Source organism: Scandinavium lactucae, from assembly GCF_033843265.1.
GTDB classification, from domain to species: Bacteria; Pseudomonadota; Gammaproteobacteria; order Enterobacterales; family Enterobacteriaceae; genus Scandinavium; species Scandinavium lactucae.
The window spans coordinates 860089-886163 of record NZ_JAWXRD010000040.1; the positions used below are offsets into that span (position 1 = coordinate 860089).

The 26075-nt window shown below is 54.8% G+C and carries 19 protein-coding genes; 5 read left to right on the forward strand and 14 right to left on the reverse strand.

What is annotated here, in order from left to right; genetic code table 11:
* The first annotated feature begins 147 nt into the window (after positions 1–147).
* From pncB to SIK69_RS21915, 4 genes are all read left to right on the forward strand, one after another.
* Positions 148–1350, forward strand: a complete 1203-nt coding sequence (gene pncB, locus SIK69_RS21900; RefSeq protein WP_319629850.1) for a nicotinate phosphoribosyltransferase — start codon at positions 148–150, stop codon at positions 1348–1350.
* A 169-nt stretch (positions 1351–1519) separates the two neighbouring features.
* A complete protein-coding gene (gene asnS / locus SIK69_RS21905) occupies positions 1520–2920 on the forward strand; it encodes an asparagine--tRNA ligase (RefSeq protein WP_319629849.1) in 1401 nt (466 codons plus the stop codon).
* Between the two features lie 603 nt (positions 2921–3523).
* Positions 3524–4717, forward strand: coding sequence for a porin (locus SIK69_RS21910; protein WP_319629848.1), 1194 nt, complete (start codon positions 3524–3526; stop codon positions 4715–4717).
* Positions 4718–4902: 185 nt separating this feature from the next.
* Complete coding sequence (locus SIK69_RS21915; protein WP_319629847.1) at positions 4903–6093, forward strand: amino acid aminotransferase; 1191 nt, start codon at positions 4903–4905, stop codon at positions 6091–6093.
* A gap of 59 nt (positions 6094–6152) precedes the next feature.
* Here SIK69_RS21915 and SIK69_RS21920 read toward each other — a convergent pair whose 3' ends face one another.
* The 7 genes from SIK69_RS21920 to cmoM form a co-directional block, all read right to left on the reverse strand.
* On the reverse strand, positions 6153–6800 hold the full coding sequence (locus SIK69_RS21920; RefSeq protein ID WP_319629846.1) for an MBL fold metallo-hydrolase: 648 nt from the start codon (positions 6798–6800) through the stop codon (positions 6153–6155).
* A gap of 15 nt (positions 6801–6815) precedes the next feature.
* The gene (gene mepK, locus SIK69_RS21925) at positions 6816–7367 is read right to left on the reverse strand and encodes a peptidoglycan L,D-endopeptidase MepK (protein WP_319630565.1); all 552 of its coding nucleotides are present in this window, start codon (positions 7365–7367) and stop codon (positions 6816–6818) included.
* 179 nt (positions 7368–7546) lie between these two features.
* Positions 7547–9355: a L,D-transpeptidase LdtD gene (gene ldtD / locus SIK69_RS21930; protein ID WP_319787108.1), complete on the reverse strand. Its 1809-nt coding sequence runs from the start codon at positions 9353–9355 to the stop codon at positions 7547–7549.
* A gap of 183 nt (positions 9356–9538) precedes the next feature.
* Entirely contained in the window at positions 9539–13987 is a 4449-nt protein-coding gene (gene mukB / locus SIK69_RS21935; protein WP_319629844.1) for a chromosome partition protein MukB, read from the reverse strand.
* Entirely contained in the window at positions 13987–14697 is a 711-nt protein-coding gene (gene mukE, locus SIK69_RS21940) for a chromosome partition protein MukE (protein ID WP_319787109.1), read from the reverse strand. The genes mukB and mukE overlap by 1 nt, the downstream gene beginning before the upstream one ends.
* A complete protein-coding gene (gene mukF / locus SIK69_RS21945; protein WP_319629842.1) occupies positions 14678–16000 on the reverse strand; it encodes a chromosome partition protein MukF in 1323 nt (440 codons plus the stop codon). Before mukF ends, mukE begins: the two co-directional genes overlap by 20 nt.
* Positions 15993–16787 carry a tRNA uridine 5-oxyacetic acid(34) methyltransferase CmoM gene (cmoM, locus tag SIK69_RS21950; protein WP_319787110.1) on the reverse strand — a complete coding sequence of 265 codons (795 nt, stop codon included), beginning with the start codon at positions 16785–16787 and terminating at the stop codon, positions 15993–15995. The genes mukF and cmoM overlap by 8 nt, the downstream gene beginning before the upstream one ends.
* A gap of 122 nt (positions 16788–16909) precedes the next feature.
* On the opposite strand from cmoM, the gene elyC reads away from it, so the two are divergent.
* Positions 16910–17689 (forward strand): envelope biogenesis factor ElyC, encoded by a 780-nt coding sequence (gene elyC / locus SIK69_RS21955; RefSeq protein ID WP_319629840.1) that lies wholly within the window; start codon positions 16910–16912, stop codon positions 17687–17689.
* On the opposite strand, the gene SIK69_RS21960 is transcribed toward elyC, so the two are convergent.
* The 7 genes from SIK69_RS21960 to SIK69_RS21990 all read right to left on the reverse strand — a co-directional run bounded on the left by SIK69_RS21960 (position 17666) and on the right by SIK69_RS21990 (position 25976).
* The gene (locus tag SIK69_RS21960; protein ID WP_319787111.1) at positions 17666–18559 is read right to left on the reverse strand and encodes a YcbJ family phosphotransferase; all 894 of its coding nucleotides are present in this window, start codon (positions 18557–18559) and stop codon (positions 17666–17668) included. The two genes, elyC and SIK69_RS21960, sit on opposite strands and share 24 nt — an antisense overlap.
* Positions 18560–18701: 142 nt before the next feature.
* A complete protein-coding gene (kdsB, locus tag SIK69_RS21965) occupies positions 18702–19448 on the reverse strand; it encodes a 3-deoxy-manno-octulosonate cytidylyltransferase (RefSeq protein WP_319787112.1) in 747 nt (248 codons plus the stop codon).
* Positions 19445–19627, reverse strand: coding sequence for a protein YcaR (ycaR, locus tag SIK69_RS21970; RefSeq protein ID WP_097163568.1), 183 nt, complete (start codon positions 19625–19627; stop codon positions 19445–19447). The genes kdsB and ycaR overlap by 4 nt, the downstream gene beginning before the upstream one ends.
* 54 nt (positions 19628–19681) lie before the next feature.
* The gene (locus SIK69_RS21975; protein ID WP_319787113.1) at positions 19682–20911 is read right to left on the reverse strand and encodes a winged helix-turn-helix domain-containing protein; all 1230 of its coding nucleotides are present in this window, start codon (positions 20909–20911) and stop codon (positions 19682–19684) included.
* Between the two features lie 41 nt (positions 20912–20952).
* The gene (gene lpxK / locus SIK69_RS21980) at positions 20953–21933 is read right to left on the reverse strand and encodes a tetraacyldisaccharide 4'-kinase (protein WP_319787114.1); all 981 of its coding nucleotides are present in this window, start codon (positions 21931–21933) and stop codon (positions 20953–20955) included.
* Positions 21930–23678, reverse strand: coding sequence for a lipid A ABC transporter ATP-binding protein/permease MsbA (msbA, locus tag SIK69_RS21985; RefSeq protein WP_319629835.1), 1749 nt, complete (start codon positions 23676–23678; stop codon positions 21930–21932). Before msbA ends, lpxK begins: the two co-directional genes overlap by 4 nt.
* Positions 23679–23714: 36 nt before the next feature.
* Positions 23715–25976, reverse strand: a complete 2262-nt coding sequence (locus SIK69_RS21990) for a ComEC family protein (protein ID WP_319787116.1) — start codon at positions 25974–25976, stop codon at positions 23715–23717.
* Positions 25977–26075 lie beyond the last annotated feature (99 nt).

Genomic DNA, 26075 nt, shown 5'->3' on the forward strand with positions numbered 1-26075 from the left:
TAACACGCGGCACGTTTTGCCCTCGACCCGTCTGACGGCTTGTGTTGTGATCGGGGTTCAATAAATCAATAAACAAGGTATACTCCTGCGGTTTCAGGCGTTGTTTATTGTACTAAACGCTCCTTTATGAGGACGCTATTGCGCACCATGACACGATTCGCTTCCCCTGTTCTGCAGACGCTGCTTGATACAGATGCTTATAAGCTGCACATGCAGCAGGCCGTTTTCCATCATTATTATGATGTGCAAGTGGCTGCAGAATTCCGCTGCCGCGGTGATGATCTGCTTGGGATTTATGCAGATGCTATTCGCGAACAAGTCGAAGCGATGCAGTCGCTCCGGCTGCAGGACGACGAGTTTAAGTGGCTGTCAGGCCTGCCGTTCTTTAAGCAGGATTACCTCGACTGGCTGCGCGATTTCCGCTACAACCCGCAGCAGGTCACGGTTCATAACGACAACGGCAAATTAAACATTCGCCTTGAAGGCCCGTGGCGTGAAGTCATTATGTGGGAAGTTCCGCTGCTGGCAGTCATCAGCGAGCTGGTGCATCGTTACCGCTCGCCCGACGCCGACGTCGCACAAGCACTCGGCACCCTGGAACGCAAACTCACCGATTTCAATCAGTTGACTCAGGATATCGACATGTCTGGCTTCCGCCTGATGGACTTCGGTACCCGCCGCCGTTTCTCGCGCGAAGTGCAGCAAGCCATTGTTGAACGTCTGAAGCAGGAGCCGTGGTTTGTTGGCACCAGCAATTATGATTTGGCGCGTCGACTGTCGCTGACCCCAATGGGCACGCAGGCCCATGAATGGTTCCAGGCCCATCAGCAAATCAGCCCCGATCTGGCCACCAGCCAACGTGTGGCGCTTGCGGCCTGGCTGGAAGAATATCCGGATCAATTGGGTATCGCCCTCACCGACTGCATCACCATGGACGCCTTCCTGCGCGATTTTGGGCCGGAGTTCGCCGAGCGCTATCAGGGCTTACGTCATGACTCCGGGGATCCGGTGGAATGGGGTGAAAAGGCTATTGCCCACTATCAAAAGCTCGGTATCGATCCGATGAGCAAAGTGCTGGTGTTCTCCGATAACCTTGACCTCACGAAGGCCATTGACCTCTATCGTCACTTCTCTTCACGGGTGAATTTGAGCTTTGGTATCGGCACGCGTTTGACTTGCGATATCCCCCAGGTGAAACCGCTGAATATCGTGATTAAACTGGTGGAATGTAACGGCAAGCCGGTCGCCAAGCTGTCGGACAGCCCGGGTAAAACCATCTGTCACGATAAGGCTTTCGTGCGTGCCCTGCGTAAAGCCTTTGACCTGCCCCAGGTCAAAAAGGCCAGTTAATCAACAAAAGGGAGCCTCCGGGCTCCCTTCTTCTTGTTATTTTCTCAATTCCCCCCGTCTCGTAGCGATTTTTTCTTGTCTGAAGAAAGATGACAGGTAACATAGGGATCCCCCTTAATCAGGGCGGAAATTGATACCTTTATTCCGGACTACTAACAGAGAGATTACTATGAGCGTTGTGCCTGTAGCCGACGTACTCCAGGGCCGCGTAGCCGTTGACAGCGAAGTCACCGTGCGCGGATGGGTGCGTACCCGTCGAGATTCAAAAGCTGGTTTTTCCTTCCTCGCCGTCTATGACGGTTCCTGCTTTGATCCAGTACAGGCCGTCATCAATAATTCTCTGCCCAATTACAATCAGGAAGTGCTGCGTTTAACCACCGGCTGTTCAGTGATTGTCACCGGCAAAGTGGTGGCGTCTCAGGGCCAGGGCCAGAGCTTCGAAATCCAGGCTTCTCACGTTGAAGTGACGGGTTGGGTTGAAGATCCTGATACCTATCCAATGGCAGCAAAACGCCACAGCATCGAATATCTGCGTGAAGTGGCGCATCTGCGTCCGCGTACCAACCTGATTGGTGCGGTCGCACGCGTGCGTCATACTCTGGCGCAGGCGCTGCACCGTTTCTTCCACGAGCAAGGCTATTTCTGGGTATCTACGCCGCTTATCACCGCGTCTGATACCGAAGGCGCGGGTGAGATGTTCCGCGTATCCACGCTGGATATGGAAAACCTGCCGCGTAACGATCAGGGCAAAGTGGATTACGACAAAGACTTCTTTGGCCGTGAAGCCTTCCTGACCGTATCAGGCCAGTTGAACGGTGAAACCTATGCCTGCGCGCTGTCTAAGGTTTATACCTTCGGCCCGACGTTCCGCGCAGAAAACTCCAATACCAGCCGCCATCTGGCTGAATTCTGGATGCTGGAGCCGGAAGTTGCCTTCGCCGATCTGGAAGATAACGCCGCACTGGCAGAAGCGATGCTGAAGTATGTCTTCAAAGCGGTACTCGAAGAGCGTGCCGATGACATGAAATTCTTCGCCGAGCGTGTCGATAAAGATGCCATCAGCCGTCTGGAACGTTTTGTCGAAGCCGATTTCGCGCAGGTTGATTACACCGATGCGATTACGATTCTGGAAAACTGCGGTCAGACCTTTGAGAACCCAGTATTCTGGGGCGTGGACCTTTCTTCCGAGCACGAACGTTACCTGGCTGAGAAACACTTCCAGGCACCGGTCGTTGTTAAAAACTACCCGAAAGACATCAAAGCGTTCTATATGCGCCTTAACGACGACGGTAAAACCGTTGCCGCAATGGATGTTCTGGCTCCGGGTATCGGCGAAATCATCGGTGGCTCCCAGCGTGAAGAACGTCTGGATGTTCTCGATGCACGTCTGGCGGAGATGGGCCTCAATAAAGAAGATTACAGCTGGTATCGTGATCTGCGTCGCTATGGCACCGTGCCTCACTCAGGCTTCGGTCTTGGTTTCGAACGTCTGATTGCTTATGTCACCGGTGTTCAGAACGTGCGTGACGTGATCCCGTTCCCTCGTACGCCGCGTAACGCCAGCTTCTAAGCACCCAACCATGATGAAAGCCAGCTATCGAGCTGGCTTTTTTTTGGCTTTGTCAGGATTTGTGTACAAATTTCTACAAACATAAAGGTCAACCCCTCGCTTTAACCCAAATGTTACACCTCATTTCACGCAATACTTCTGCACATATTTCCTACAACACTTCTCTGGCGCTTAAGTAAAGCCCTGGTGCTTAGCACACAAAACAAACAGCCTCAACGCGCACGAATAGCTAAATTTGGGCCATAAGAAAAATAGTGATGAGAATCATTCTTAGATAAGAAAAGCCGTTATTAAAATTAAAGATAAGCTTTTCATATAGATAGATATAGAGGTGGCGTTTAATTCAGCAATACGGCAGGAAATTTGAGGTGGTTCACAAAGTTCCCTAATTTACACAAATTATTACACATTATTTCTTCTTGTTACCTATTTACGATATTTGTAGCACTTTCAGGCTAGCGAAACGTTGTCATGAATGGAAATATGCCTGTCAGACACAGAAAGACACCAAACTCTCATCAATAGTTCCGTAAATATTTATTGACGAAAACTATTGGCGGCAGTGGCAAGTGTCCATAAAAAAACCAATGAGGGTAATAAATAATGATGAAGCGCAATATCCTGGCAGTGGTTATCCCTGCCCTGTTGGCAGCTGGTGCGGCAAACGCAGCAGAAATCTATAACAAAAATGCCAACAAACTGGACTTCTACGGTAAAGCAGTCGGGGAACACATCTGGACCACCAACGGCGACACTGGCAACGAAGACACCACCTATGCTCGTATCGGTTTCAAAGGCGAAACTAAGATCAACGATCAGATCACCGGTTACGGCCAGTGGGAATACAACCTGGATGCGTCAAACGTTGAAGGTTCTCAGGGGACTAAAACCCGTCTGGCGTTTGCAGGTCTGAAATTTGGTGACGCTGGTTCTATCGACTACGGTCGTAACTACGGTGCCATCTACGACGTAGCGGCATACACCGATATGCTGGTTGAGTGGGGCGGCGACTCTTGGGCGGCGACCGACAACTTCATGAACGGTCGTTCTACTGGCCTGCTGACCTACCGTAACAACAACTTCTTCGGTCTGGTTGATGGCCTGAGCTTCGCCCTGCAGTATCAGGGTAAAAACGACCGTAACAGCCCAGTTACCGTTAACTACGATGACAACAACGGCACTGCACAGAATATCTCTCTGGGCGGTAACGGCGCGAAAGCGAACGGCGACGGCGTGAGCACCTCCGTTCAGTACGAATTCCTCGAAGGCTTCAGCGTTGCTGCGGGTTATGAAACTGCTGATCGTACCAACGACCAGGTTAACCCAGAAGTTCGCACCATCAACGGTGTGACTTACGGTAACGCAAGCGCCGGTGGTGACCGCGCTGAAGCATGGTCTACTGCATTCAAATACGACGCGAACAATGTCTACGCTGCTGTGATGTATGCTGAAACCACCAACATGACTCGCGAGCCAGACAACAACTTCGCGAACAAAACGCAGAACATCGAAGCTGTGGTTCAGTACCAGTTCGACTTCGGTCTGCGTCCGTCCATCGGTTACGTGCAGTCTAAAGGTAAAGACCTGCTGGCTCGTTCCAACAGCAACGGCTCCTTCGCGGGCGGCGATGCTGACCTGGTTAAATACGTAGAAGTGGGTACCTGGTACTACTTCAACAAAAACATGAACGTCTACGCAGCATACAAATTCAACCTGCTGGACGACAACGCCTACGCAAAAGCATCGGGTCAGGCTGTTGACGACCAGGCTGCTGTAGGTATCGTTTACCAGTTCTAATCAGTACGCCACTTTGTTATATGCTTGAAAAACAGGGCTTCGGCCCTGTTTTTTTTATCTCCGGCAGTGATTAATAATGACTTTTGAAAAGCGCCGCGCTTTTTCTCGCAAACGGTTGGCTTTTCGTCAATCTCCCGTTAACCTGATAGCGGATTTCCCTTCAGTCACCACAATGGAACCTCGTCATGTTTGAGAACATTACCGCTGCCCCTGCCGACCCCATTTTGGGTCTGGCCGATTTGTTTCGTGCCGATGACCGCCCCGGAAAAATCAACCTCGGGATTGGTGTTTACAAAGATGAAACCGGAAAAACTCCGGTACTGACCAGCGTTAAAAAAGCAGAGCTGTATCTGCTGGAAAACGAAACCACCAAAAACTATCTCGGCATTGATGGGATTGCGGAATTCGGCCGCTGCACTCAGGAGCTGCTGTTCGGTAAAGGCAGCACGATTGTATCTGACAAACGTGCGCGTACGGCACAGACCCCGGGCGGGACCGGCGCATTGCGCGTGGCAGCAGATTTTCTCGCTAAAAACACTGATGTGAAACGCGTGTGGGTCAGCAACCCAAGCTGGCCGAACCATAAAGGCGTGTTCAACTCTGCGGGTCTGGAAGTCTGTGAGTACACCTATTATGACGCAGAACAACACACTCTCGATTTTGACGGCCTGCTGGCGAGCCTGAATCAGGCCCAGGCTGGCGATGTGGTACTGTTCCACGGTTGCTGCCATAACCCAACCGGGATCGACCCGACGCTGGAACAATGGGAACAGCTGGCAAAACTGTCCGTTGATAAAGGCTGGCTCCCGCTGTTTGACTTCGCCTACCAGGGCTTTGCCCGTGGCCTGGAAGAAGATGCTGAAGGTCTGCGCGCGTTTGCTGCGGTTCATACAGAGCTGCTGGTGGCGAGTTCCTTCTCGAAAAACTTCGGTCTGTACAACGAGCGCGTTGGGGCTTGTACACTGGTCTGTGCCGATAGCGAAACGGCAGACCGTGCTTTCAGCCAGATGAAAGCCGTTATTCGTGCTAACTACTCTAACCCACCGGCTCACGGTGCCGCCGTGGTGGCGACTATCCTGAGCAATGACGCTTTACGCGCCATCTGGGAGCAAGAGCTGACCGATATGCGCCAGCGCATTCAGCGTATGCGTCTGTTGTTCGTGAATACTCTGGCCGAGAAAGGTGCAGATCGCGATTTCAGCTTTATCGTGAAGCAGAACGGCATGTTCTCCTTCAGCGGCCTGACCAAAGATCAGGTGCTGCGTCTGCGTGAAGAGTTTGGTGTTTACGCCGTGGCGTCGGGCCGTATCAACGTTGCGGGTATGACCCCCGACAATATGGCTCCGCTGTGTGAAGCCATCGTCGCCGTGCTGTAATTCAGCCAAAATGAAAAAGGCCGCTAAGCGGCCTTTTTTGTTGATTCATTCCGATATGCCTACCAGACGGGCATTTCATCCTGCAGGAAAGGATTATGTACGCGCTCATGACCGAGCGTCGACATTGGGCCGTGGCCCGGAATAAAGCTAACCGCATCACCCAGTGGCAATAATTTGCGCTTAATCGAATCGATAAGCTGCGCATGATCGCCGCGCGGGAAATCACTACGCCCTACTCCACCTTTAAAGATAACATCGCCCGAAATCAGCAGCTGTGAAGCGGCGTCAAAGAAGACGATGTGCCCCGGCGTATGGCCCGGACAATGCAGAACCTGCAAGCTGACGTTACCGACAGTGACGGTATCACCTTCGTTAAGCCAGCGGTCTGGGGTTAATGGCAGACAATCTTCGAGACCGAACATCCGGCTCTGCGCCGGCAGTCCCTGGAGCCAGAACTCATCTTCTTTTTCCGGTCCGATAACCGGCACACCGTAATGCTGTGCCAGTTCCGCAGCGGCACCCACGTGATCGAGATGACCGTGGGTCAGCAGGATCTGCATCAGCGTCACGCCTGCGGCGGCCACTTCCTGTTTGATACGCTCAGCATCGCCACCCGGGTCCACCAGTGCAGCAAGTTTCGTTTGCTCACACCAGATGAGCGAACAGTTCTGAGCGAAAGCCGTAACCGGAATAATACGATAGTTCATGATGCTCCTGTTTCGTTACCAGGTCCGGACCGGCCCGGTATCAATATGCACAAAGTTACTACGTGGGTAATATCCTACACCACCTGCGCGCATAGATAACGCAGCTTTGCGAATATTGCTTAACGAAACGCCTTCAATATGAAAATCCATCGCCTGGCCTTTGGTGTGATAGCTGTGTTTCGCTACCCCGCGGCTGTGAGCGCGCAGTTCATCGTTGGTATCTAATGAACGATAGCCGGAAATAAGCTGCACGGGCTTGTTGGTCCCCAACAGTCCCTGGAGGCGGTACAGATGGTCGAAGAGCTTTGGATCGATGGATTTCATTTTATTCGCGCGATAGTCACGGAAAAAATGATTGAGTCTTGCTAATTCATCCTGAATATAGCCTCTGCCATCGAAAAACTCCGCTTTGAGCGTCTCACCGGTGTGCAGGTTATTGAGCGTCAAAACTCGCGGACGAGGTGTCGAGAGGGTGGCAAATGCTGGCGTTGGCAGGATGGCCGCTGCGCCAAGCGCAACACCACCTAACGCCAGCAATTTGCGGCGATTAGCGTCAAATTTGTCCATGATAATCAGGTCTTCAAGTAAGTGATCGTTATTTATGCACTTCTGGCGCACGAAGGGCACCTTAACCGCCGTTTGAAGCGACGTCAAGGCTCCCTAACCCCAGTCAATTCAGGCCCTGTAGCCATTCGGGCCTGAATTGGCTAATTTATACGACACCTGAATTATCTGAACTTCTTCATTTACCTGATTAATTGTTCCGCTTTTGGCAGGATTTGTGCGCCAGATCGCGCGGTGAGATCATAATTGTAAATATCTGTACGATATTGTGCCCGGCCATCTGCGCCGACGAAGGCCGTCAGATAATAGAGGTTAACCGGGATATTCTGGCGGATATTCACGTACCGCGTGTTCCCCTCTTTAAGAGCATCAGAGATCCGCGTGTCATTCCAGCCCGCATCCTGTAACAGCATATTTGCAAGTTCAGACGCTTTATTGACGCGTACACAGCCCGAACTCAGCGCACGTGAGTCTTTCTGGAACAGGGTGTGGTTCGGCGTATCGTGCAGATAGATAGCATCCGAACTCGGCATATTGAATTTGTAACGTCCCAACGAGTTATGGGCCCCCGGTGCCTGCTGGAAACGGAACGGCAAATTCGAAGGGGTGATCGTCGACCAGTCTACGTGATAAGGGTTAATAGCCTCGTTGCTGTTCCAGCCGCGCAACACGGTATAACCGTGTCTGTCCAGATAGCCTGGATCGTTCCACACTTTCGGCAGAATATCTTTGCGGGCCAGGGTCGAGGGAACGTTCCACGGTGGATTGACCACCACGTTATTCAGGGCGCTGCTCATCATTGGCGTCTTCCGATCCGGTCGACCAACGATGACACGGGAAGCCAGTACCTGATTACCATCAAGGTAATACACCAGCGAATAGGCCGGAATATTGACCATAATCCCGGTAGACAGTTTGCCCGGCAGGAGTCGCAGACGCTGAATATTGAGCGCCAGTACCCCTGCCCGCTGTGCCGGGCTGACATTCAGCCAGTCACGCGTGGATTGCCCAATCACACCATCCGCCCCCAGCCCTTGCCAGGTCTGGAAACGCTTCACCGCCTCGACCAGCTGACGATCATATACCGCAGGCGCGTTACTGCTCGCTTTGGTTTTCTTCGCAGGCAATGCAGACGGACTGACCACTGGGTTATCACCCGGCAGCGCGATATTTGGCGCAGGATCCATCATCCCGGTGCGCTGAAGAATTTCGCGCAGGGCCGGAACGTCTTTACTCCACTGCCCCGGAGAAAGTTTGGTGGTACTGGTAAGCTGCGGCCACGGGCGGGAATCGGTCAGTTGGGCCAGCAACGCCTGATGCATCGCCGCATACTGAGGATGCTGCGGGGCCAGACTGGCCACAAACTGCGGCAGGGAGCCGTTATCCAGCGCCAGTTGCCATTGGCTAATAACCGACAGTGGCGGCGTGGAGAGCGTATAAGGCTTGTCGCTGTACAGCCAGCGATTGCCCTGCATCGGAATACTGCTGATGAACTGGAGATAGCCCATCATCGCATCGGAAAGCACTACATCACGCGCCATGCCGGTAACGGCCGGATCGGTCAATAACTCGACCCACTGCGTGAACTGCGGCTGGAAACCGGCAATGGCGACTTCGGCCAGCTGTTGCTGGAACGCCTGCACGGCCTCCCGATTTTCCCACATCGGCTTCATGGTTCTGGCGGCATACATCGCCGCCAGCTGATTCATATACACCGGCGTGTATTGGGCTGGCAGGAGTGACTGAATCTCGGCCCGGCTTTTGGCGGCCGCACCGTCAGGCAGCGGTTGGATCCCGGCCATCATCGCCACGGCAGGGGCTTGCCCATCCGCCTGGGCCAATGCCTGGGAAGAATCGCCAGGTGTGGCTGAACTGTCTGTTGGCACCAGTTCAGGCTCGTCGGCCTGCGCGTTGAACAGTGGAGCAAAAGCCAGCGTCAGACATAAACTTAGCGCTGACAGCCGACGACCATATGATTTATTCAGCGACATCCCTTGCCCCCTGTTGTTCATTGCTGCCCGTACTAACCGGGGCTTACTCTCAGTATATAAAGACAAAAATACTTTTGCCTGACCAAATGTAAAGAAGATTAAAGATAATACCCTCTTCCCGGCGGAAACAGGAAACAAAAAGGGCGACATCGCTGTCGCCCTTGTTTAAAAAAAGACTTACACCTACGAAGCGTCTGCTGTGCCCGGTAAGGTTTCCGGGAGCTGTGCCGCAAAGCCGCGCAGCCCAACCACGTGAACGTGTTCCGTATTCTGGAAGACTTTACGCACCAGTTTATACGTGGTGCCTTTTTCCGGGCTGATGTTTTCCGGGGCCGCGATGATGAGCTGCATTTCCAGACGGTCGCATAGCTCAAACAGCGTGGCGATGGAACGGGCATCCAGACGGGCCGCTTCATCGAGGAACAGCAGACGGCATGGTGAGATATCTTTCCCGCGCAGACGACGGGCTTCATCTTCCCAACTCTGTACCACCATTACCAGGATGGACATCCCGGTACCGATAGCTTCCCCGGTAGACAGTGCACCCGATTCCGCACGCAGCCAGCCGTCAGATCCACGGTTAACTTCCACTTCCATTTCGAGGTAGTTACGGTAGTCCAGCAGCTCCTCACCGATGGTCTGCGGCGTACGCTGACCCATATCGATTTGCGGATTCAGTCGCTGATACAGCTTCGCCAGCGCTTCAGAGAAGGTCAGACGGTTGCTGTTGAACAGGTCCTGATGCTGTTCGTGCTGTTCAGATAGCACCTCCAGCAGCGTGGAGTGAGTTTCACGCACGTTCACATTCAGACGCACGCTGTTCACCTGACCGAAGGACACGCTCTGTAGGCCCTGGTTGAGCATACGAATACGATTCTGTTCGCGCTGAATGGTCTTGCGAATAATGTTCGCCACGCTGCGCGAGCTGATTGCCAGCTTTTGTTCACGTGCGGTCAGCTCTTCCGTCAGACGACCCAGTTCGATTTCCATCTGCTCGATGGCTTCTACCGGATCGTCGGTGCGGATAATATCCTGACGAATACGCTCACGCAGATGCTGGTACACCGCCACGAAGAACTGAATTTTACGCTCAGGTCGCTTCGGATCTTCCGACATACGCAGCACATCACGCAGGTGTTCGTTATCCGCCACGGCCAGACGCAGCGCACCCAGCGCCTTATCCGACATCGAACGCAGATCGTCTGCGGACAGGTAAGCTAGCTCGCGGCGATGCAGGCGGCGTTCGACGTTGTTGTCTTTCACCAGACGCATGACCGCACACCAGCCCGCCTTGGCGCTAACCACTTGCTCGCGCATTTCGAGATAGTTGCGCTCGAGGCTACGCAGTTTACGGGTCAGGTTGTCCATTTCCGCTTCGCAGAAGGTCAGCGCTTTTTCGAGCTGGTTGCGGCGGTTACGGTTGTTGGAGAGCTGCGTATGCAACTCGTCACGGCGTGAACGGGCACGCTCTTCCGCCCCGCTGTCAGCCCGGACGCCGATGTCCTGTAGCTCGCGATGTAAATCGGTCAGCAGCTCTTTCTTGGTGTCGAAGGAGCTTTTCAACGACGCCATAACCTGGCTGTATTGGCTGAGCTGGGCGGCGTGATGACGCAGCGCTTCACGTGCGCGGGCACGCTCCGCTTCCGCCTGCTCCAGACGCTGGCGCAGCTTTTCGTTCAGGTCGCTATTACCGTTGAGCATTTCCGCCGAATCGGTATAGCCAAAGTGCGCGCGGCGCTGAACCACTTCGGTCAGGGCAAACGCCTGCTGACGCGCATCACGCTGCATCTGCTGAGAATACGCGTAGTCTTCTTTTAGCTGTTCATACTGTTCCGGGTCGCTTTGCAGAACCGAAACCATTGGCTCCAGTTTTGCCAGCTGGTTGCCATGCTGCTGAATAAAGCGCGCGGCTTCCTGGGCTTCATCCAGACGCTCCTGGATTTCATCCACCCGATCGGCCAGCGTTTCGTCAGCCAGCAGATTGAGACGCGGCAACAGGCGGTTCAGCTGGGCAACGCCCTCTTTAGCCTGCTCAAACTGTGCCCGGCTCTGCTGGTTGTCATTTTCGTGGTTGCTGAGCGCACGCTCCAGCTCGCCACGACGGGTATTCAGTTTGCGAATTTCCGCTTCCGGATCCGCTTCAAACGCGACGGCTAAATGGCTGCCGATGAAACGGCTGAACGCCTGATGCAGACGCTGGGTTTTCTGGACGTCAAACGACAGAGTCGCGAAACGTTCAGACAGGATTTCACGTTCCGCGTGCAGCGCTTCGATGCGGTTTTCACGCGCCGCGCGGCCAAATAACGGCAGCGTCGGGAAGCGCGAGTAACGCCACTGACGATCGGCGACTTTCACCACTACCGCTTTTTCCAGCTCGTCTACGGTGAAGACGCTGTCATCAAAGGAGGAAGGATCCCCTTCGATGAGATAGAGATCTTCCGGGCAATCTTCCAGACCTTCGAGCTGCTCGGCAATCTGTGACAAATCCGGCACCACGATCGCATGACGCGACGGACCGTACAGCGCGGAGAAGTACGGGGCATCGTCGAGGCTTACGTCATCATAGATTTCTGACAGCAGCACACCGCCAAACCGTTCCGCCAGCGCGTTCAGACGCTGATCTTCGGAGCCGCCAGGCTGGCTTAAACGTTCGATTTCATCATCAACCGCACGCTTACGCGCCCCGACTTCATCACGTTCAACAATCGCTTCGCGCTCGCGCTCCAGCAACTGCTGCATGTATTCGGTCACGTCCTGACTCGACTCGAACGCTTCGCCGCTCTGCTCACACAGTTGAGTCAGGCTGCTTTGCGCCGCCAGCCAGATAGGTGCCCGTTGCAGCAGAGTTTGCGTGCGGCCCTGCAATTGTTCCAGTTCCTGACGCAGCGTCATACGCTGTTCGCTGGCGGAAGAGACACTGTCCGACAGCGCAGAGATGCGTTCTTCCAACTCCTGATGCAGCCCTTCCAGTTCGTCAATTTCAATATGACGGCCCTGACGCTTGCAGAATTCTGCCAGCAGACGCTCGGCATCCTGCTGCTCACGCAGTCGCTGTTCAAGCTCGTTCAGACGACCGCGCAGGGCGGTTGACTGTTCGGCCAGGTGACGCTGGTTAACCCCTTCCCGCAGCAGGTCGCGGGCAACATCCCACGCCTCATCACGGCCCAGCGGACCATTAATGGCGACCACCAGCTGATAAGCCTGCTCGAACTGGCTGTGCGCGGTTTGCGCCACGCTCATTTTCTGTTCCAGCGACAGCAGTTTTTCCGTGGCTTCCTGCTCTTTCGCTTTGAAGGTATCGAGCCAGTCGTCAGCGCTTTCCGGGGTTAAGTCCGGCAGATGGCAGAGGTCTTTCGCACGCTGTAGCGCCTGTAATGCCTGGCTGTATTGGATCGCGCGAGTCTGCTGCACATCGAGCGCCTGCTGGTAATCGGCGAGCTGGTTTTTCAGCTCATCCACTTCCAGCTCAGCGGCTTCGGCGCGGGCTTCGTTCTCTTCTTGCTGTTCGGCGGCTTCGGCCACCACTTCGTTTTGTTCTTCGAGACGGATTTGCAGTTCGTCGAGATCCGCTTCGTAGCGCTCGATTTTTTCCTGCTGACGCAACGCCGTCTGCACCAGGTTAAGGTGATCGCTCGCCGCCTGGTAATCGGCTTCCAAATCGCCTTCCGCACCGTTGTGCTCCTGCAACTCACGCGCCATTTCGACGTGTTTGTACTGCTCGGCAGCCAGCTGTTGACGCGAGGTCAGCAGTTCACGGCGGAAATCCAGCGCTTTGTCGAGATGCACCCGACGTTCGTTGGAGTGACGCATGTAGTCCGCCGCCACGTAATCGGTCGCTTCGGAGATCAGGTGCTTGAACAGGTCGCGGTCAGACTGGGTGACGCGAATCGCTTCCAGCGTCATGCGGTTTTCACGCAGCGCGGCTTCCATGTCCTGGAAGGCCTTACGCACCCCACCGTTTTCTGGCAACAGGTAGTCGCGCAATGAACGGGTAATGGCACTCGAAATCCCGCCATAAAGCGAGGCTTCGATCAGGCGGTAGTATTTACTCCGGTCAGACGCCGAGCGCAGACGACGGGCGACCACGCCCAAATCGAACATCAGCGAGTGGTAATCGGTAATCGAGTTGAACTGTTTGAACTGAACGCCTTCCATCCCTTCGAGCTTATCTTTCAGCTCCTGGAGGGTGAGGACGCGAGCCTGGCGCTCGTTCAGCGTTTCGGTCACCAGCTCGGTCGGCTGGAAGGACATCGGCAGACCCTGGATAGCAAACGGTTTGATATCCACTTTGCGGTCACGGCCAGCAACTTGCTGCAGGCGGACGCCCACCAGCACGCGCTGATGACGAGAGTTCATTACGTCCAGCATGGAGTAACAGACACCGGCTTTCAGCTTACCGTGCAGACCTTTATCGCGGGAACCGCTGGTCGCACCGGCTTCGGTGGTGTTACGGAAGTGCAGTAACGTCAAATCAGGGATCAGCGCCGTCACAAACGCCGCCATGGTGGTGGACTTACCGGCCCCGTTACCGCCCGAAAGCGTAGTAACCAGTTCGTCGAGATCAAAGGTTCGGGCGAAAAAGCCGTTCCAGTTAATCAGGGTTAATGAACGAAATTTACCGCGTTCAATCATTATTCTTCCTCCCCGCTATCCGTATCCGGCTGAGCATCGTCATTCTCGTCATTGAGCAGCAGATGGTTTTCAATCGCTATCGCTTCGCCATCGCGGATCATGCGCAGCTGCGCTTCGCGGGCATCATCCCCGGAACGAACGTCCGCCCCGAAGCGGAACACCGATTCGGTGATACGGAACTTGCTGCTGTCATGCCCCATGAACCACACCATGCCCAAACGGCGCAGGCGGTTCAGGGAAGAACGCACTTTTTCCTGCAGCTTTTGTCTGTCGAGATCTGAACCGGTGGAGCGGTTATTCACCAGCTTCAGCAGCTTGGCCTCATCTGCCAGGCTCATCAGTTCGTCATAAAGCTCCTGCTGGGTGAAAATTCCCTCGTTCGCCAGACGTTCCGGACTGAGGTAGAGATAACAGAGGATTTTACCGACCATCATATCCACTTCGGACAGCACCGAACGCGGGATAAGCGTGGTGGAACGTGGGCGCAAATAGAAGAAACCTTCCGGCGCACGAATCAGTTCCACGTTATAGCGGGTGTAAAACTCTTCCAGATACTCCTGGAAATCCATCAAAAAGGCGTGGTTGTCCAGTTCATCCAGACCGACATGACGGCCTGAACGCAGGGCGCTATCCAGCGCCGGGAATAACGGATTGGCCAGGGCCTGTGCCAGCTTAACTGGCATCACGTGTTCAATATTTGTCGATGACATGTGCCTGTACCTTGGCTCCGTAATCATTAATCGGCTGCCACTTCGGCGGCAGTCCGGTGAAATCTGCTTGTGCTACGCCCAGACGGACGGCCTGATCGACCACGATACGTGCCATGTCGAAATGACGCGCGCGTGGATACTGGGTGAGGTATTCGCGCACCACCAGTCCCAAATCCAACGGCAGCCCTTTTTCTTTATAGATGGCCAGTTGCTGTTCGATGAGCGCCGCCAGCTGCTCGCGGATTTCGTTGAATTCTTCGTATTCGAGATCCGGCGGCAGTTCCCCGGTGACCTCTTCATCACGCAACATCATCTCTTCATCGCGCATGTCGTACAGACGGTCAGCGTTGGCGTAGGTTAAGGCCCACGGGGCATCGAAGTAATTCTGCACCGATACGCGCAGACGCTGGGCGAAGACGCGGTTCTTATCCATATCGATAGCGGTACGGATGAATTTATGCACGTGTCTGTCGTAGCCGATCCACAGGTCGATAGCCTGCTGGCCCCAGCTCACGATGCGATCGAGCTTGCTCTGCAGGTCGAACACCAGACGATCGACAAAATGCAGATCGTCATGCACCAGGGTTGAGTCCTGAATGCGCAGCAGGTTGGCCTGCAGCTTGTCGCCCGCGGCTTCCAGGGTATCCTGAAGCTCACGCAGGGTGCCGGAGGTTTCTGACAGCAGCATTTCACAGCTGGAAATCGCCGCTCGCCAGTCTTTGTTGAGCAACTGCGCGATGTCTTCTTTTACCGTCTGTTGTTGTTCATCCATCAGACGCTGCGTGAGGTCAATGCTGTCAAAGATTTCCGCGACGGAATATTTCAGCGGCGCATACACGTTGCGATGCCAGTGAAACTCATCCCCGCCCTCTTCTGCCGCATCCGCAGCACGTTTGAGCTCGCCGCCGACGATAGACAGCTGCATTGACAGGCGCAGCGTGGAAAACTCACGCTGGCGAATATAGTAATCGGTTATTCCGATGCCAAGCGGCGTCAGGCGGTAGATAGCGTTGCCTTCCGTGATTTCGCTGGTAAAGCGGTTCAGCAGACGTTGACGCACCATATCGTTGATCGCGTTGTTCGCGCGCACACTGATGGTTTCGCTGGTTTGCTCAAACGCATCACTGACGTGGCGGAAAGCGTCAATCAGCTCACCTTCGGTAAGCTCGCCTTCAAGCCGTTCGCCGTTCAGCGTTGCCACGGCCATCAGGAATGACAGCCTGTCGACCGGCAACGAGATCGAAAAATCATTTTTTCTGGCCCAGGCAACCAGTTCGGGGACTGTCTGGGAAAAATCACTCATCGTTAGTCCTTGTATCTACCTGCGGTTTTAGCGCGGTGACGTGAATATAGCGGCCCAGGCTTATCCAGGGCTCTTCGCGACAATAGCGTGTTTCCAGTGCCAGCAACTGCTCGTACCGCTCATGCTGCTTTGATTTTTCACGCAGATAATCATGAAACACGCGTACTCCGGTTTTCCCGGTTATTTGCCAGCCTGTTTCCAGCAGCCAGTCGTATACCTCTTGCGGTTTACGCGGATGGTTCGGCGAAAGCTTGCGTTTTCGGGTCTTCGGCATCCCCGCGTCGACGTAGTCAAAGTTCGTCACCACCATGTTGTGCATCAACAGGCCGTTAGCATTGTAGAACATTAACGACAATGCGCCGCCCGGTCGCAGCACCGACCACAGCGCGTGCAAAACCGCCTGCGGATTAACCACCCACTCAAGTACTGCATGGCACAATATCAGATCAACCGGCCTTTCCAAATGCTCCGCAATATCCTGCACCGGGCATTGTACAAAATGCATGTTGTGGCTCACACCTTTCTCAACGGCTGCCTGTTTTGCGAGGGCAATCATCTCAGCTGACAGGTCACATAGGGTAACATGATGCCCCCGCTCTGCCATCCGAATTGCGGTTTGTCCGGCACCGCCGCCGCTATCAAGAATGCGCAATGGCCCTTCACCGAATGAGGCCAACAAAACGTCTAAATCCTGCCACAGGATCGCCTGGCGCAGCTGTCCTTTTGTCGTGCCATAGATATTGCGCGAAAAACGTTCCGCGATACCATCAAAATTGCGATCCTGCACGCTGGACTCCACTTGCTCGCCACAAAGACGCTATTTTGTCATACCCACAGCGAGAGGGAAGCTATCTGGTGTAATATCCCTGCATATCCCCTGTCAGATGGTTAAAAAAGGAACCAACAAGGATGCTTTTTACGCTAAAGAAGGTTGTTGGCGGCATGATTTTACCGTTACCTCTCTTGTTGCTGCTCATGGCGCTGGGTCTGGTGCTGCTGTGGTTCAGCCGCTTCCAGCGCAGTGGTAAGATTTGTCTTAGCGTCGGCTGGTTGGCGCTACTGTTGTTAAGCCTACAGCCGGTGGCCGACAGTCTGCTCAAGCCGATTGAAAATACTTATCCAACCTGGCACGGCACTGAGCGGGTGGAATATGTTGTGGTGCTGGGCGGGGGATACACCTGGAACCCAGAGTGGGCTCCGAGTTCGAATCTGATTAACAATAGCCTGCCACGGCTGGCGGAAGGGATCCGCCTGTGGCAGGCCAATCCGGGTGCCAGGATGATTTTCACTGGTGCCGCTGCGGTCACCAATCCGGTGAGTACCGGCGAAGCTGGTGCCCGCGTGGCAGAAAGCCTCGGCGTGCCGCGCAGCGAAATTATAGTGCTCGATAAACCTAAAGATACGGAAGAAGAAGCCGCAGCGGTAAAAGACGCGATTGGCGATGCGCCTTTCCTGTTGGTCACCTCGGCGTCGCACTTGCCTCGCGCGATGATTTTCTTCCGACATGCAGGTCTGCATCCGCTACCCGCGCCAGCGAATCAGCTGGCCATTAGCTCGCCGCTAAATCCGTGGGAGCGCATGATCCCGTCTCCGGTGTGGCTGATGCACAGCGACCGCGTGGGTTACGAAACCCTGGGTCGCATTTGGCAATGGCTGAAGGGCAGCTCAGACCAGCCAGGGCAGCAGTGATTTTGCAGCCAGATCAAAGTTAGCCCGGTTGAAACGCCCGGTATTCACTAACTGGGCGACTTCATCCCACAGCAAATACAACCAGCGCCGCCAGAGAAACGCTTCGGCAACCGGCGCGCGCTGGAGATAGTGCCATAACAACCCTTCTGCCAACCCGCTATCGGTCAGGCGAAACAGTTCATATTCACGCGGGGCCCATAGCATGACACCCGGTCCAACCATCGCCAGCAGCTGATCGCTACGGGAATCTTTCAGCATACTGCGCAGCGTAAAGTTGCCGTGAACCAGCACGCAGTTATCGTTGAAACCGTCAAACAAGGTGGGCAGGCATTCGCGGGTACGAAACAGTATGCGTTTATCCTGCATCGTCAGCCCGGTATTGTTGTAGAGATTGAGCGTGCCCCACAGCACCTCAACCCGCTGGCGATACCACAGCGGCCAGAGATTTTCCTGAGTGCTGTCGACCGTACCGACGCATCCTCCGCTGTCCTGACGATGCCAGGCCAGCAGTCCCTCGACGATTTGATCTTTAAGCTGTTCCCAGCGGTCGGGCGTTCTGGCAGGCGCTTCAACCGGCACCCCGCGCAGACGTTCCAGTAACAGGATATCCGGACCCGGATGTTCTTCATGGGTCATCACGCCGTAAACCACCGGCATCCGTACCGTACCGCTGCGGGCCAGAGTCGAGATTTTCCACGCCAGTTGCCGCGCGAGCCCCGGTGTCGAAAAACTTCGGGCCAACAGCGGCATCGGGTGACCCTGAGCATCGTACAGCGACCACAGTGATGAATCCGTTTTCTCACTCACGCACTCCACCCGACTTAGCTTTTCGCCGAGCAGGTGGCTCAGTTCGGCTCGCAGTTGTTCCATATCTGGTTACCCCTGTGAAGACTACTGTTTTTATAATGAGCGCCGATGCCGGAGATGTCACCGGGTAAGATCAAAAACGAGGTAAAAATTAGGGATAAAACGAGACGGGAAGTTCTCCCCTCCGGGCAGAGGGGAGCGGGCGTTAGCGCAATTCTGCGCGCACGCGGGCGAGGTCTTCAGGGGTATCGACCCCGGTGCCTGGCACTTCTTTAGCAACAGCAACGTGAATTTTTTCGCCGTACCACAGGACACGGAGCTGTTCGAGCATTTCGATTTGCTCCAGCGGGCTCGGCGTCCAGTTCACATAGCGACGGATGAATCCGGCGCGATAGCCATAAATGCCAATGTGGCGCAGCAGCGTGTCGCCGATGGTTTCGCGGCTTTGGGCAAAGCTGTCTCTGTCCCAGGGAATGGTCGCCCGAGAGAAATAGAGCGCATAGCCTTCGGCGTCCATCACCACTTTTACCGCATTCGGGTTAAACGCTTCTTCCGCATCGTGGATGGGTACCGCGAGTGTGGCCATTCCAGACTGGCTGGCGGCCAGATTTTCGGCCACCTGGCGAATGATCACCGGTGGGATCATCGGCTCGTCACCCTGAACGTTGACGATCAGCGTGTCATCTCTGAAACCGCATTTCTCAACGACTTCGGCCAGACGCTCAGTTCCGGACTGATGATCAACCCGGGTCATGCACACCTCGCCCCCGGCGGCTTCAACCGCCCGCGCCACGTCTTCATGATCGGTCGCGACGATAATGCGGTCCGCACCGGATTCCCGGGCTCTGTCGAGCACATGAAGGATCATCGGCTTGCCGTTGATATCCTGCAAAGGTTTGCCCGGCAGGCGGGTGGATGCATAGCGCGCGGGGATAATGACAACAAAACTCATGGATGGCTCTCTTCTGCGCTCAATGGGCGGGCTTCGTTTTCCAGCAGCACGGGAATACCGTCACGCAGCGGAAAAGCCAGGCTGTCGAGTTTGCAGATAAGCTCTTGCTTATCCTGACTGTAATAGAGCTTCCCGTTACAGACCGGGCAAGCGATGATTTCAAGTAAGCGGTGATCCATAGTTCCTCCAGATGGACCGAAAAAGTATCTGCCGCAGCATAGCACAGAGCCTGTTTATGCGGCGTCAATTTCCCATCCCGTCGCCTGAGCGCTGAAAAGTTGCTCAGGACGGTGTTTGAGTTCAATACGCCCGGCACCCTGCCAGCGCGCAAAATCATTGATGGCCTGCATCAGGCCCTTTTCCAGCGACTGACTCACCCGCACGCCTTGTTGTAGATAAAGGGCAAAGATTTCCAGCACGCCGGTTTTGCGGTGCATTTTGCTGTCCATTCGGCCAACCAGTTTGCCCTGATGCAGCAAAGGCAGAACAAAGTAACCAAACTGGCGTTTCGGTGCCGGGGTGTAACATTCCAGGCGATAGCTAAAATCGAATAACTGCTCGGCGCGTTTGCGATCCCAAACTACCGGATCAAACGGCGACAGCACCGCGCTATGGGTGGCGGTCAGTTTTCCCGCCTGAGCCTGTTCCAGCAGCGGTGCTAAATCCGCATCCAGCCACATCGGCCCCAGTGCTTCTACCTCGACGGGAATAACGCGTCCTTCTTCCTGCCAGCGTGAGAGCAGTGCGGGTAGCGCAGGCTGACGCAGACGATAGTAATCGGCGAGCCATTGCCCGCGAAAAATACCCAGGCTGCGGGCGCTATTTTGTAGCATCACCGCTTCGGCTTGTTCCTGATCAATAAGATCGCACTCATCGTTCCAGTGCGGCATGGCGCGCGTGGTCAGGTCATAGATGCGCTGAAAATTATGCCGCCCGATGACCATCACTTTACCGGCGGTAAACAGCCCTTCGAGGTGCCGCTTATGCGGTTTCCATTCCCACCATCCGCTGGTCCCTTTACGCGGATGCTCAAAATCTGTCGAACGCACCGGGCCATTTTGCAGGATGTGGTCCATTAACGCTTCAATCTCTGCAGCGTGTTCCTCCATCCACTCTTTGCGGTATTTCCAACCCATTTTGTCCGGGGATAACATTCGGTGACGCACCAGCGAAAAGTCGGTTCTGGGTAAGAAACAAGCCTCGTGCGCCCAGTATTCCATCAGATCGCCCCGGCTCAATGCTTCGTCTAGCCACTGCGGTGGATAGGCTCCAAGCCGACTGAATAGCACCAGATAGGGGCTACGCGCCACCACGTTGATGGTGTCGATTTGCAGTAATGACATACGCTGGATTGTTGACAGAATGTCGGCAGGCTGGGGGCGACAACGGGGCTTTTTCAGCAGTCCCTGCGCAGCAAGGTGCAGATGGCGTGCGGCGGTAAGTGAAAGCGTTACTTCTGACATGTAAAGTCCTCGTCAGCGTTGCCTGCACCGCACGCGATAAACTAGCGCTGCGCCAGGCGGACCAGTTGCTGAATCAACTGTGGGGCACGCTCGTCATCAAAGACGGCATCCACAGGTAAATACCACCAGTTGTCTCGGGCAAAAGCGCGGCATTTTACAGCGTCTTTTTCCGTCATCACTAGCGTTTGCTGGTCATTTGCCAGCGCCTGCACATCGTTGGCATTCAATGCCTGATGATCGGAGAGTGCGACCGTTTTAACCGGCTGGACGCCGCAGCTTTCCAGGGTGGCAAAAAATCGTGGCGGATGTCCAATCCCGGCCATCGCCACCACCTCGGTTAAGGTGGCAACGCTGCGCTTTTCGCCCGTTTTAAGATTCACTGCCAGGCCTGGATTAAGCCGCATCGCAATTTCGTCCGCACGCGGTACGCCGCCGTTGACGATAATCGCGTCCACGCTTTTCAGGCGGGAGGCTCTCTCGCGCATCGGCCCGGCAGGCAGCCACCATCCGTTGCCAAAGCGGCGAACCCCGTCAATCACCACGATTTCAATATCGCGGGCAAGACGGTAATGCTGCAGGCCGTCATCCGTAATGATGATTTGCAGGTCGTGTGCAGCCAGCAGCGCCTGAACAGCATCGCTCCGGCTGGGAGAGACGGCGACGGGTACGCCGGTGCGCTGATAGATCAACACTGGCTCGTCGCCCGCTTCAACAGGGGTTGTTTGTGCCGACAGGAGCAACGGATAATGCGCCGCTTTGCCGCCGTATCCGCGTGAAACCACGCCCGCTTTGATACCCTGCAGTTGAAGTTGTTCTACCAGCCAGATAGCCACCGGAGTTTTACCGTTCCCGCCTGCGGTGAGGTTCCCCACTACCACTACCGGGACCGGCGCACGCCAGGCTTTTTTGATCCCAAGACGATAGCTGAGACGAATAAGACCGCTCACCAAGCCGTAAAGCCAGGCAAGCGGCAACAGCAGCAGCCAGAGCGGGGATTCACCGGACCAGATGCGGGCGATCATTGTCCAAATTGCATTTTATGCAGCTGAGCGTACACGCCGCGGTGTTCCAGCAGATCCTGATGACTACCGCGCTCAACGATGCGTCCATCTTCCACAACGACGATTTCGTCGGCTTTTTCGATAGTCGACAAACGGTGAGCAATCACCAGCGATGTTCGGTTTTTCTGCAGTTCATCCAGAGCCGCCTGAATTGCACGCTCGGATTCGGTATCAAGGGCCGAGGTGGCTTCATCCAGAATCAGGATTGGGCTGTCACGCAGCAGCGCACGGGCAATGGCAATACGCTGACGCTGGCCGCCGGAAAGCAGAACCCCGTTTTCGCCGATGATGGTATCCAGACCGTTGTCCATCTTGTTGATGAAGTCCATGGCGTAGGCCATTTTCGCGGCCTTTTCAATATCTTCACGGCTGTACTCTTCGTTGCGAGCGTAAGCGATGTTATTTGCCACGGTATCGTTGAAAAGATGTACATTCTGGGAAACCAGCGCCACCTGATCGCGCAGGGATGCGAGGGTGTATTCGCGGATATCGTGACCGTCAAGCTGGATACTGCCGTTATCAACATCATAGAAACGGGTCATCAGGCTTGCGATAGTTGATTTACCCGAACCGGAGCGTCCTACTAATGCGACGGTCTTGCCTTCAGGAATATGCAGGTTGATATCACGCAGGGCGGGGACTTCACGCCCCGGATAGGTGAAGGTGACGTCGTTAAAGATCACTTCGCCCTTTGCACGTTCGATAACGCGAGTGCCTTCGTCTTTTTCCTGCTCGCTGTCGAGAATAGCGAACAGAGTCTGACATGCTGCCATCCCGCGCTGGAACTGTGCGTTGACGTTAGTCAGCGATTTCAGTGGACGCATCAGGGCAATCATTGAAGAGAAGACGACGGTAATCGTACCGGCGGTCAGCGTTTCCATCACGCTCGGGAAGCTTGCCGCGTACAGCACGAAAGCAAGGGCCAGAGAGGCAATCAGCTGAATGATAGGATCGGAGATTGAAGAGGCAGAAACCATCTTCATACCCTGCAAGCGCATTTTATTGCTGACTTTATCGAAGCGTTTGGTTTCAACTTCCTGACCGCCAAACATCAGCACTTCTTTATGCCCTTTAAGCATTTGCTCTGCACTGGTGGTCACCTGCCCCATCGTGTTTTGCATGTTTTTACTGATGCTACGGAAACGCTTGGAGACCAGACGAATCGCGAAGGAAACAATAGGGGCCAGCACGATAAGGATTATCGACAGCTGCCAGCTGTACCAGAACATCATGATGAAGAGGCCGATGATCGACGCACCTTCGCGCACCACGGTGATTAGCGCACTGGAAGAGGATGAGGCCACCTGTTCTGAGTCATAAGTAATACGTGACAGCAGCGTGCCCGTGGACTGTTTGTCAAAGAATGACACCGGCATGCCCATCATATGACTGAAAAGACGTCGACGCATGGTCATGACGACTTTCCCGGAGACCCAGGAAATACAGTAGCTAGAGATATAGCTGGTGATCCCGCGCATGATCATCAATCCGATCACGACCAGCGGCATCCACAGCAGCACTGAGCGATCCGTTTTCCCAAAACCATCATCCAGTAACGGTTTAAGAAGCGACAGCATGAAGGTATCGCTGGCAGCGTTAAGAACCAATGCGACCGCAGCTACGATAAGGCCCGCCTTAAAAGGCGCAATGGTTGGCCAAAGTCGGCGGAAAGTCTGCCACGTGGAGAGATCTTTGTCGTTCTGCATTCAAAAAACCAGCTTATGTTGAGATAGCCGAACATTCTACCCGTTATCACGGGCATCGCCAAACCACTGATGATACCAACGGCGGTATATTTGATCGCGTAAGCTATGGATTTGCCAGCCATCAGGCGAAAAATTGACCGTAACCTGCCCCTGATGCGGCGTATCGAACCATTGATAGTGCCGTTGTAAATAGCGTGCTTTTACCTTTGCGGATGGAAAATGCCAGGCGTTGTATCTCGCAGCGGAGGCCAGCGCTGCCCCGCCCTCAACCGCTTGCAATAATGCTAACGACGAGGAGGTTGAACTGCCATGATGCGGCACCTGAACAAGTGTAGACGCAAGATAGCGCCAATAATGGCTGAGCATTGACATTTCAGCCGGAATTTCAATATCTCCCGTCAACAGGACGCTATGTATTCCGTCATCGACCCGGACCACACAGGATCGATTGTTGCCCGTTTCTGTCGACCCTGGCAACGGCCACACTGCGCGGAACGTCAGCCCCTGCCATTGCCAGCTTTCGCCCCGATAGCACGGCTGATGCCCTTTCCATCGCAGCGGACTTCTGACCCATAATCCGGGCCAGGTCTTGACCAGGGTATTCATTCCTCCCCGGTGATCAAGATGCTCATGGCTGAGAATAATGCCTTCTGGCCGAAGATGGTGCCAACGTAGCCATGGCACTATTATCTGCTGGGCACTGTCGCCGCCTGGCCACGCCAGGCCGGTATCGTACAACACCGCTTTCCCGTTGCGGGCAATGACCATGGCAAGGCCCTGCCCCACGTCCAGCATCGTCAGCGACCAGTCTTGCGTTGGCGGCTGCCGCCATAGCGGAAAGGCCAGCGCCGTGCTACACGCCAGGGCCGACGCAGACCATTTTCGCCAGCCGTTTAATCGCCAGAAGATAATTCCCAACCACGGCAACATCACAATCCCCTGCCAGCGGGAGTCAATGTCCTGCCAGCCCTGAGGCAGACTTCGCAAAAACCAGAACAGTCCGGCCAACATGCTGTCGGCCAGCCACCATAGGTTATTCTCAAGCCATACAGGCCCACTAAAATGCACGGCCATTCCAGCCAGCAACAGCGGTACCTCACCCAGCGTAACCAAAGGAACCGCCACAATATTCGCCAGCAATGAAGTCCAGGATGCCCCATGAAAGACGATTACCTGCAGCGGAAGCAGGAGCAGCATCAGCCCTGCCTGCAAATGGACAAATGCCCAGAGGGAATTCAACACTGCGTTGGATTTCACCCGCAAACGGGGTGCCCATTGATACCAAAATATTAGCGTCGCTACGGCAAAGGCTGAAAGCCACAGGCTTTGCGCCAAAATGGCCAGGGGATCCAGAATCAGGATCGGCGCGATACAGCACAGCCATACCTCCCACGGAGTCCATCTCCGGCCATTTAACCGTAGCCATACCCAAACGCCCGTCGCAATAATGGTTCTCAGTGCAGGCGGTTGTAAGCCACTGAGCCAGGCATAAGCCACCGCCACTGTAAAGCTGGCGCAAAGGGGCACTCGCCAGTCTATCCACCGACACGGCAACAGGAACTGCATTCCCCGCATGATAAGCCAGCCAATCATGGCGACCAGGGAGATATGCAGCCCGGAAATCGCCATCAGATGGGAGGTTCCAGTTTGCTGTAGCAGTAATTTAATCTCTGCTGGCACATCAGCCCGTTCGCCGACAGCCAGCGCCAGCATCACCTGTTGCCAGGGATAGGGTTCGAGACCTTCTCGCAGCGAAGAAACAAATCGGGCCCGCAGGTTGCAGCTTTGCTTTTCTACACGAGCCTGAGTGAAACGCCCCGTTAACGGACGGTGTAATGACAGCGCATGGCGCTGACTGTCAAATATCCCTTCATTGAGCTGCCCGTGTACTGCCCTGGCATGAATGGTCATGTGCCAGACCTGCCCCGGACAGGCGTTATCTGGCAGCGCCTGGCCATACAGTACAATCTCGGGGGCCGGAAACTGGCGTTGCCCGTTAATTTGCAGCAGCTTCCCGTAATAAGTTGTTTCCCCGTCCGTGGCGGTGATCGCTACCTCGGCCTGCACTGGCTTCCCGGTGAGGGAATTGGCAGGCAAAACCATCTTTTGGGCGGCAAGAATTCCCCAGCAGAAAAAGAGCATAATCAGCCCAATTATTCTGAATCGGCCCGCTTTCACGCAGAGAGCGATTGCCAGGACAGTCATCGCCCCTGTCTCTGCGAGCGTCGGCAACGCCGGCAGCCAAAGCAAGGGGCAAATACCGAGGATGGCGCAGAATGCTAATGTCGGTAATCGCATGACACCTCCATGTCGTTGGCCGCAGTGTCGCGATTTCAGACCATGAAGTCGTCAGGAAAAAAGAAAGTCTACGAGGAGGATTCCAGGGAAAATACATGA

Bases quoted from the DNA above. Each gene is read 5' to 3' on its own strand.
- pncB (WP_319629850.1), top strand. From the start codon at position 148: ATGACACGATTCGCTTCCCCTGTTCTGCAGACGCTGCTTGATACAGAT.
- asnS (WP_319629849.1), top strand. From the start codon at position 1,520: ATGAGCGTTGTGCCTGTAGCCGACGTACTCCAGGGCCGCGTAGCCGTT.
- SIK69_RS21910 (WP_319629848.1), top strand. From the start codon at position 3,524: ATGATGAAGCGCAATATCCTGGCAGTGGTTATCCCTGCCCTGTTGGCA.
- SIK69_RS21915 (WP_319629847.1), top strand. From the start codon at position 4,903: ATGTTTGAGAACATTACCGCTGCCCCTGCCGACCCCATTTTGGGTCTG.
- SIK69_RS21920 (WP_319629846.1), bottom strand. From the start codon at position 6,800: ATGAACTATCGTATTATTCCGGTTACGGCTTTCGCTCAGAACTGTTCG.
- mepK (WP_319630565.1), bottom strand. From the start codon at position 7,367: ATGGACAAATTTGACGCTAATCGCCGCAAATTGCTGGCGTTAGGTGGT.
- ldtD (WP_319787108.1), bottom strand. From the start codon at position 9,355: ATGTCGCTGAATAAATCATATGGTCGTCGGCTGTCAGCGCTAAGTTTA.
- mukB (WP_319629844.1), bottom strand. From the start codon at position 13,987: ATGATTGAACGCGGTAAATTTCGTTCATTAACCCTGATTAACTGGAAC.
- mukE (WP_319787109.1), bottom strand. From the start codon at position 14,697: ATGTCATCGACAAATATTGAACACGTGATGCCAGTTAAGCTGGCACAG.
- mukF (WP_319629842.1), bottom strand. From the start codon at position 16,000: ATGAGTGATTTTTCCCAGACAGTCCCCGAACTGGTTGCCTGGGCCAGA.
- elyC (WP_319629840.1), top strand. From the start codon at position 16,910: ATGCTTTTTACGCTAAAGAAGGTTGTTGGCGGCATGATTTTACCGTTA.
- SIK69_RS21960 (WP_319787111.1), bottom strand. From the start codon at position 18,559: ATGGAACAACTGCGAGCCGAACTGAGCCACCTGCTCGGCGAAAAGCTA.
- kdsB (WP_319787112.1), bottom strand. From the start codon at position 19,448: ATGAGTTTTGTTGTCATTATCCCCGCGCGCTATGCATCCACCCGCCTG.
- ycaR (WP_097163568.1), bottom strand. From the start codon at position 19,627: ATGGATCACCGCTTACTTGAAATCATCGCTTGCCCGGTCTGTAACGGG.
- SIK69_RS21975 (WP_319787113.1), bottom strand. From the start codon at position 20,911: ATGTCAGAAGTAACGCTTTCACTTACCGCCGCACGCCATCTGCACCTT.
- lpxK (WP_319787114.1), bottom strand. From the start codon at position 21,933: ATGATCGCCCGCATCTGGTCCGGTGAATCCCCGCTCTGGCTGCTGCTG.
- msbA (WP_319629835.1), bottom strand. From the start codon at position 23,678: ATGCAGAACGACAAAGATCTCTCCACGTGGCAGACTTTCCGCCGACTT.
- SIK69_RS21990 (WP_319787116.1), bottom strand. From the start codon at position 25,976: ATGCGATTACCGACATTAGCATTCTGCGCCATCCTCGGTATTTGCCCC.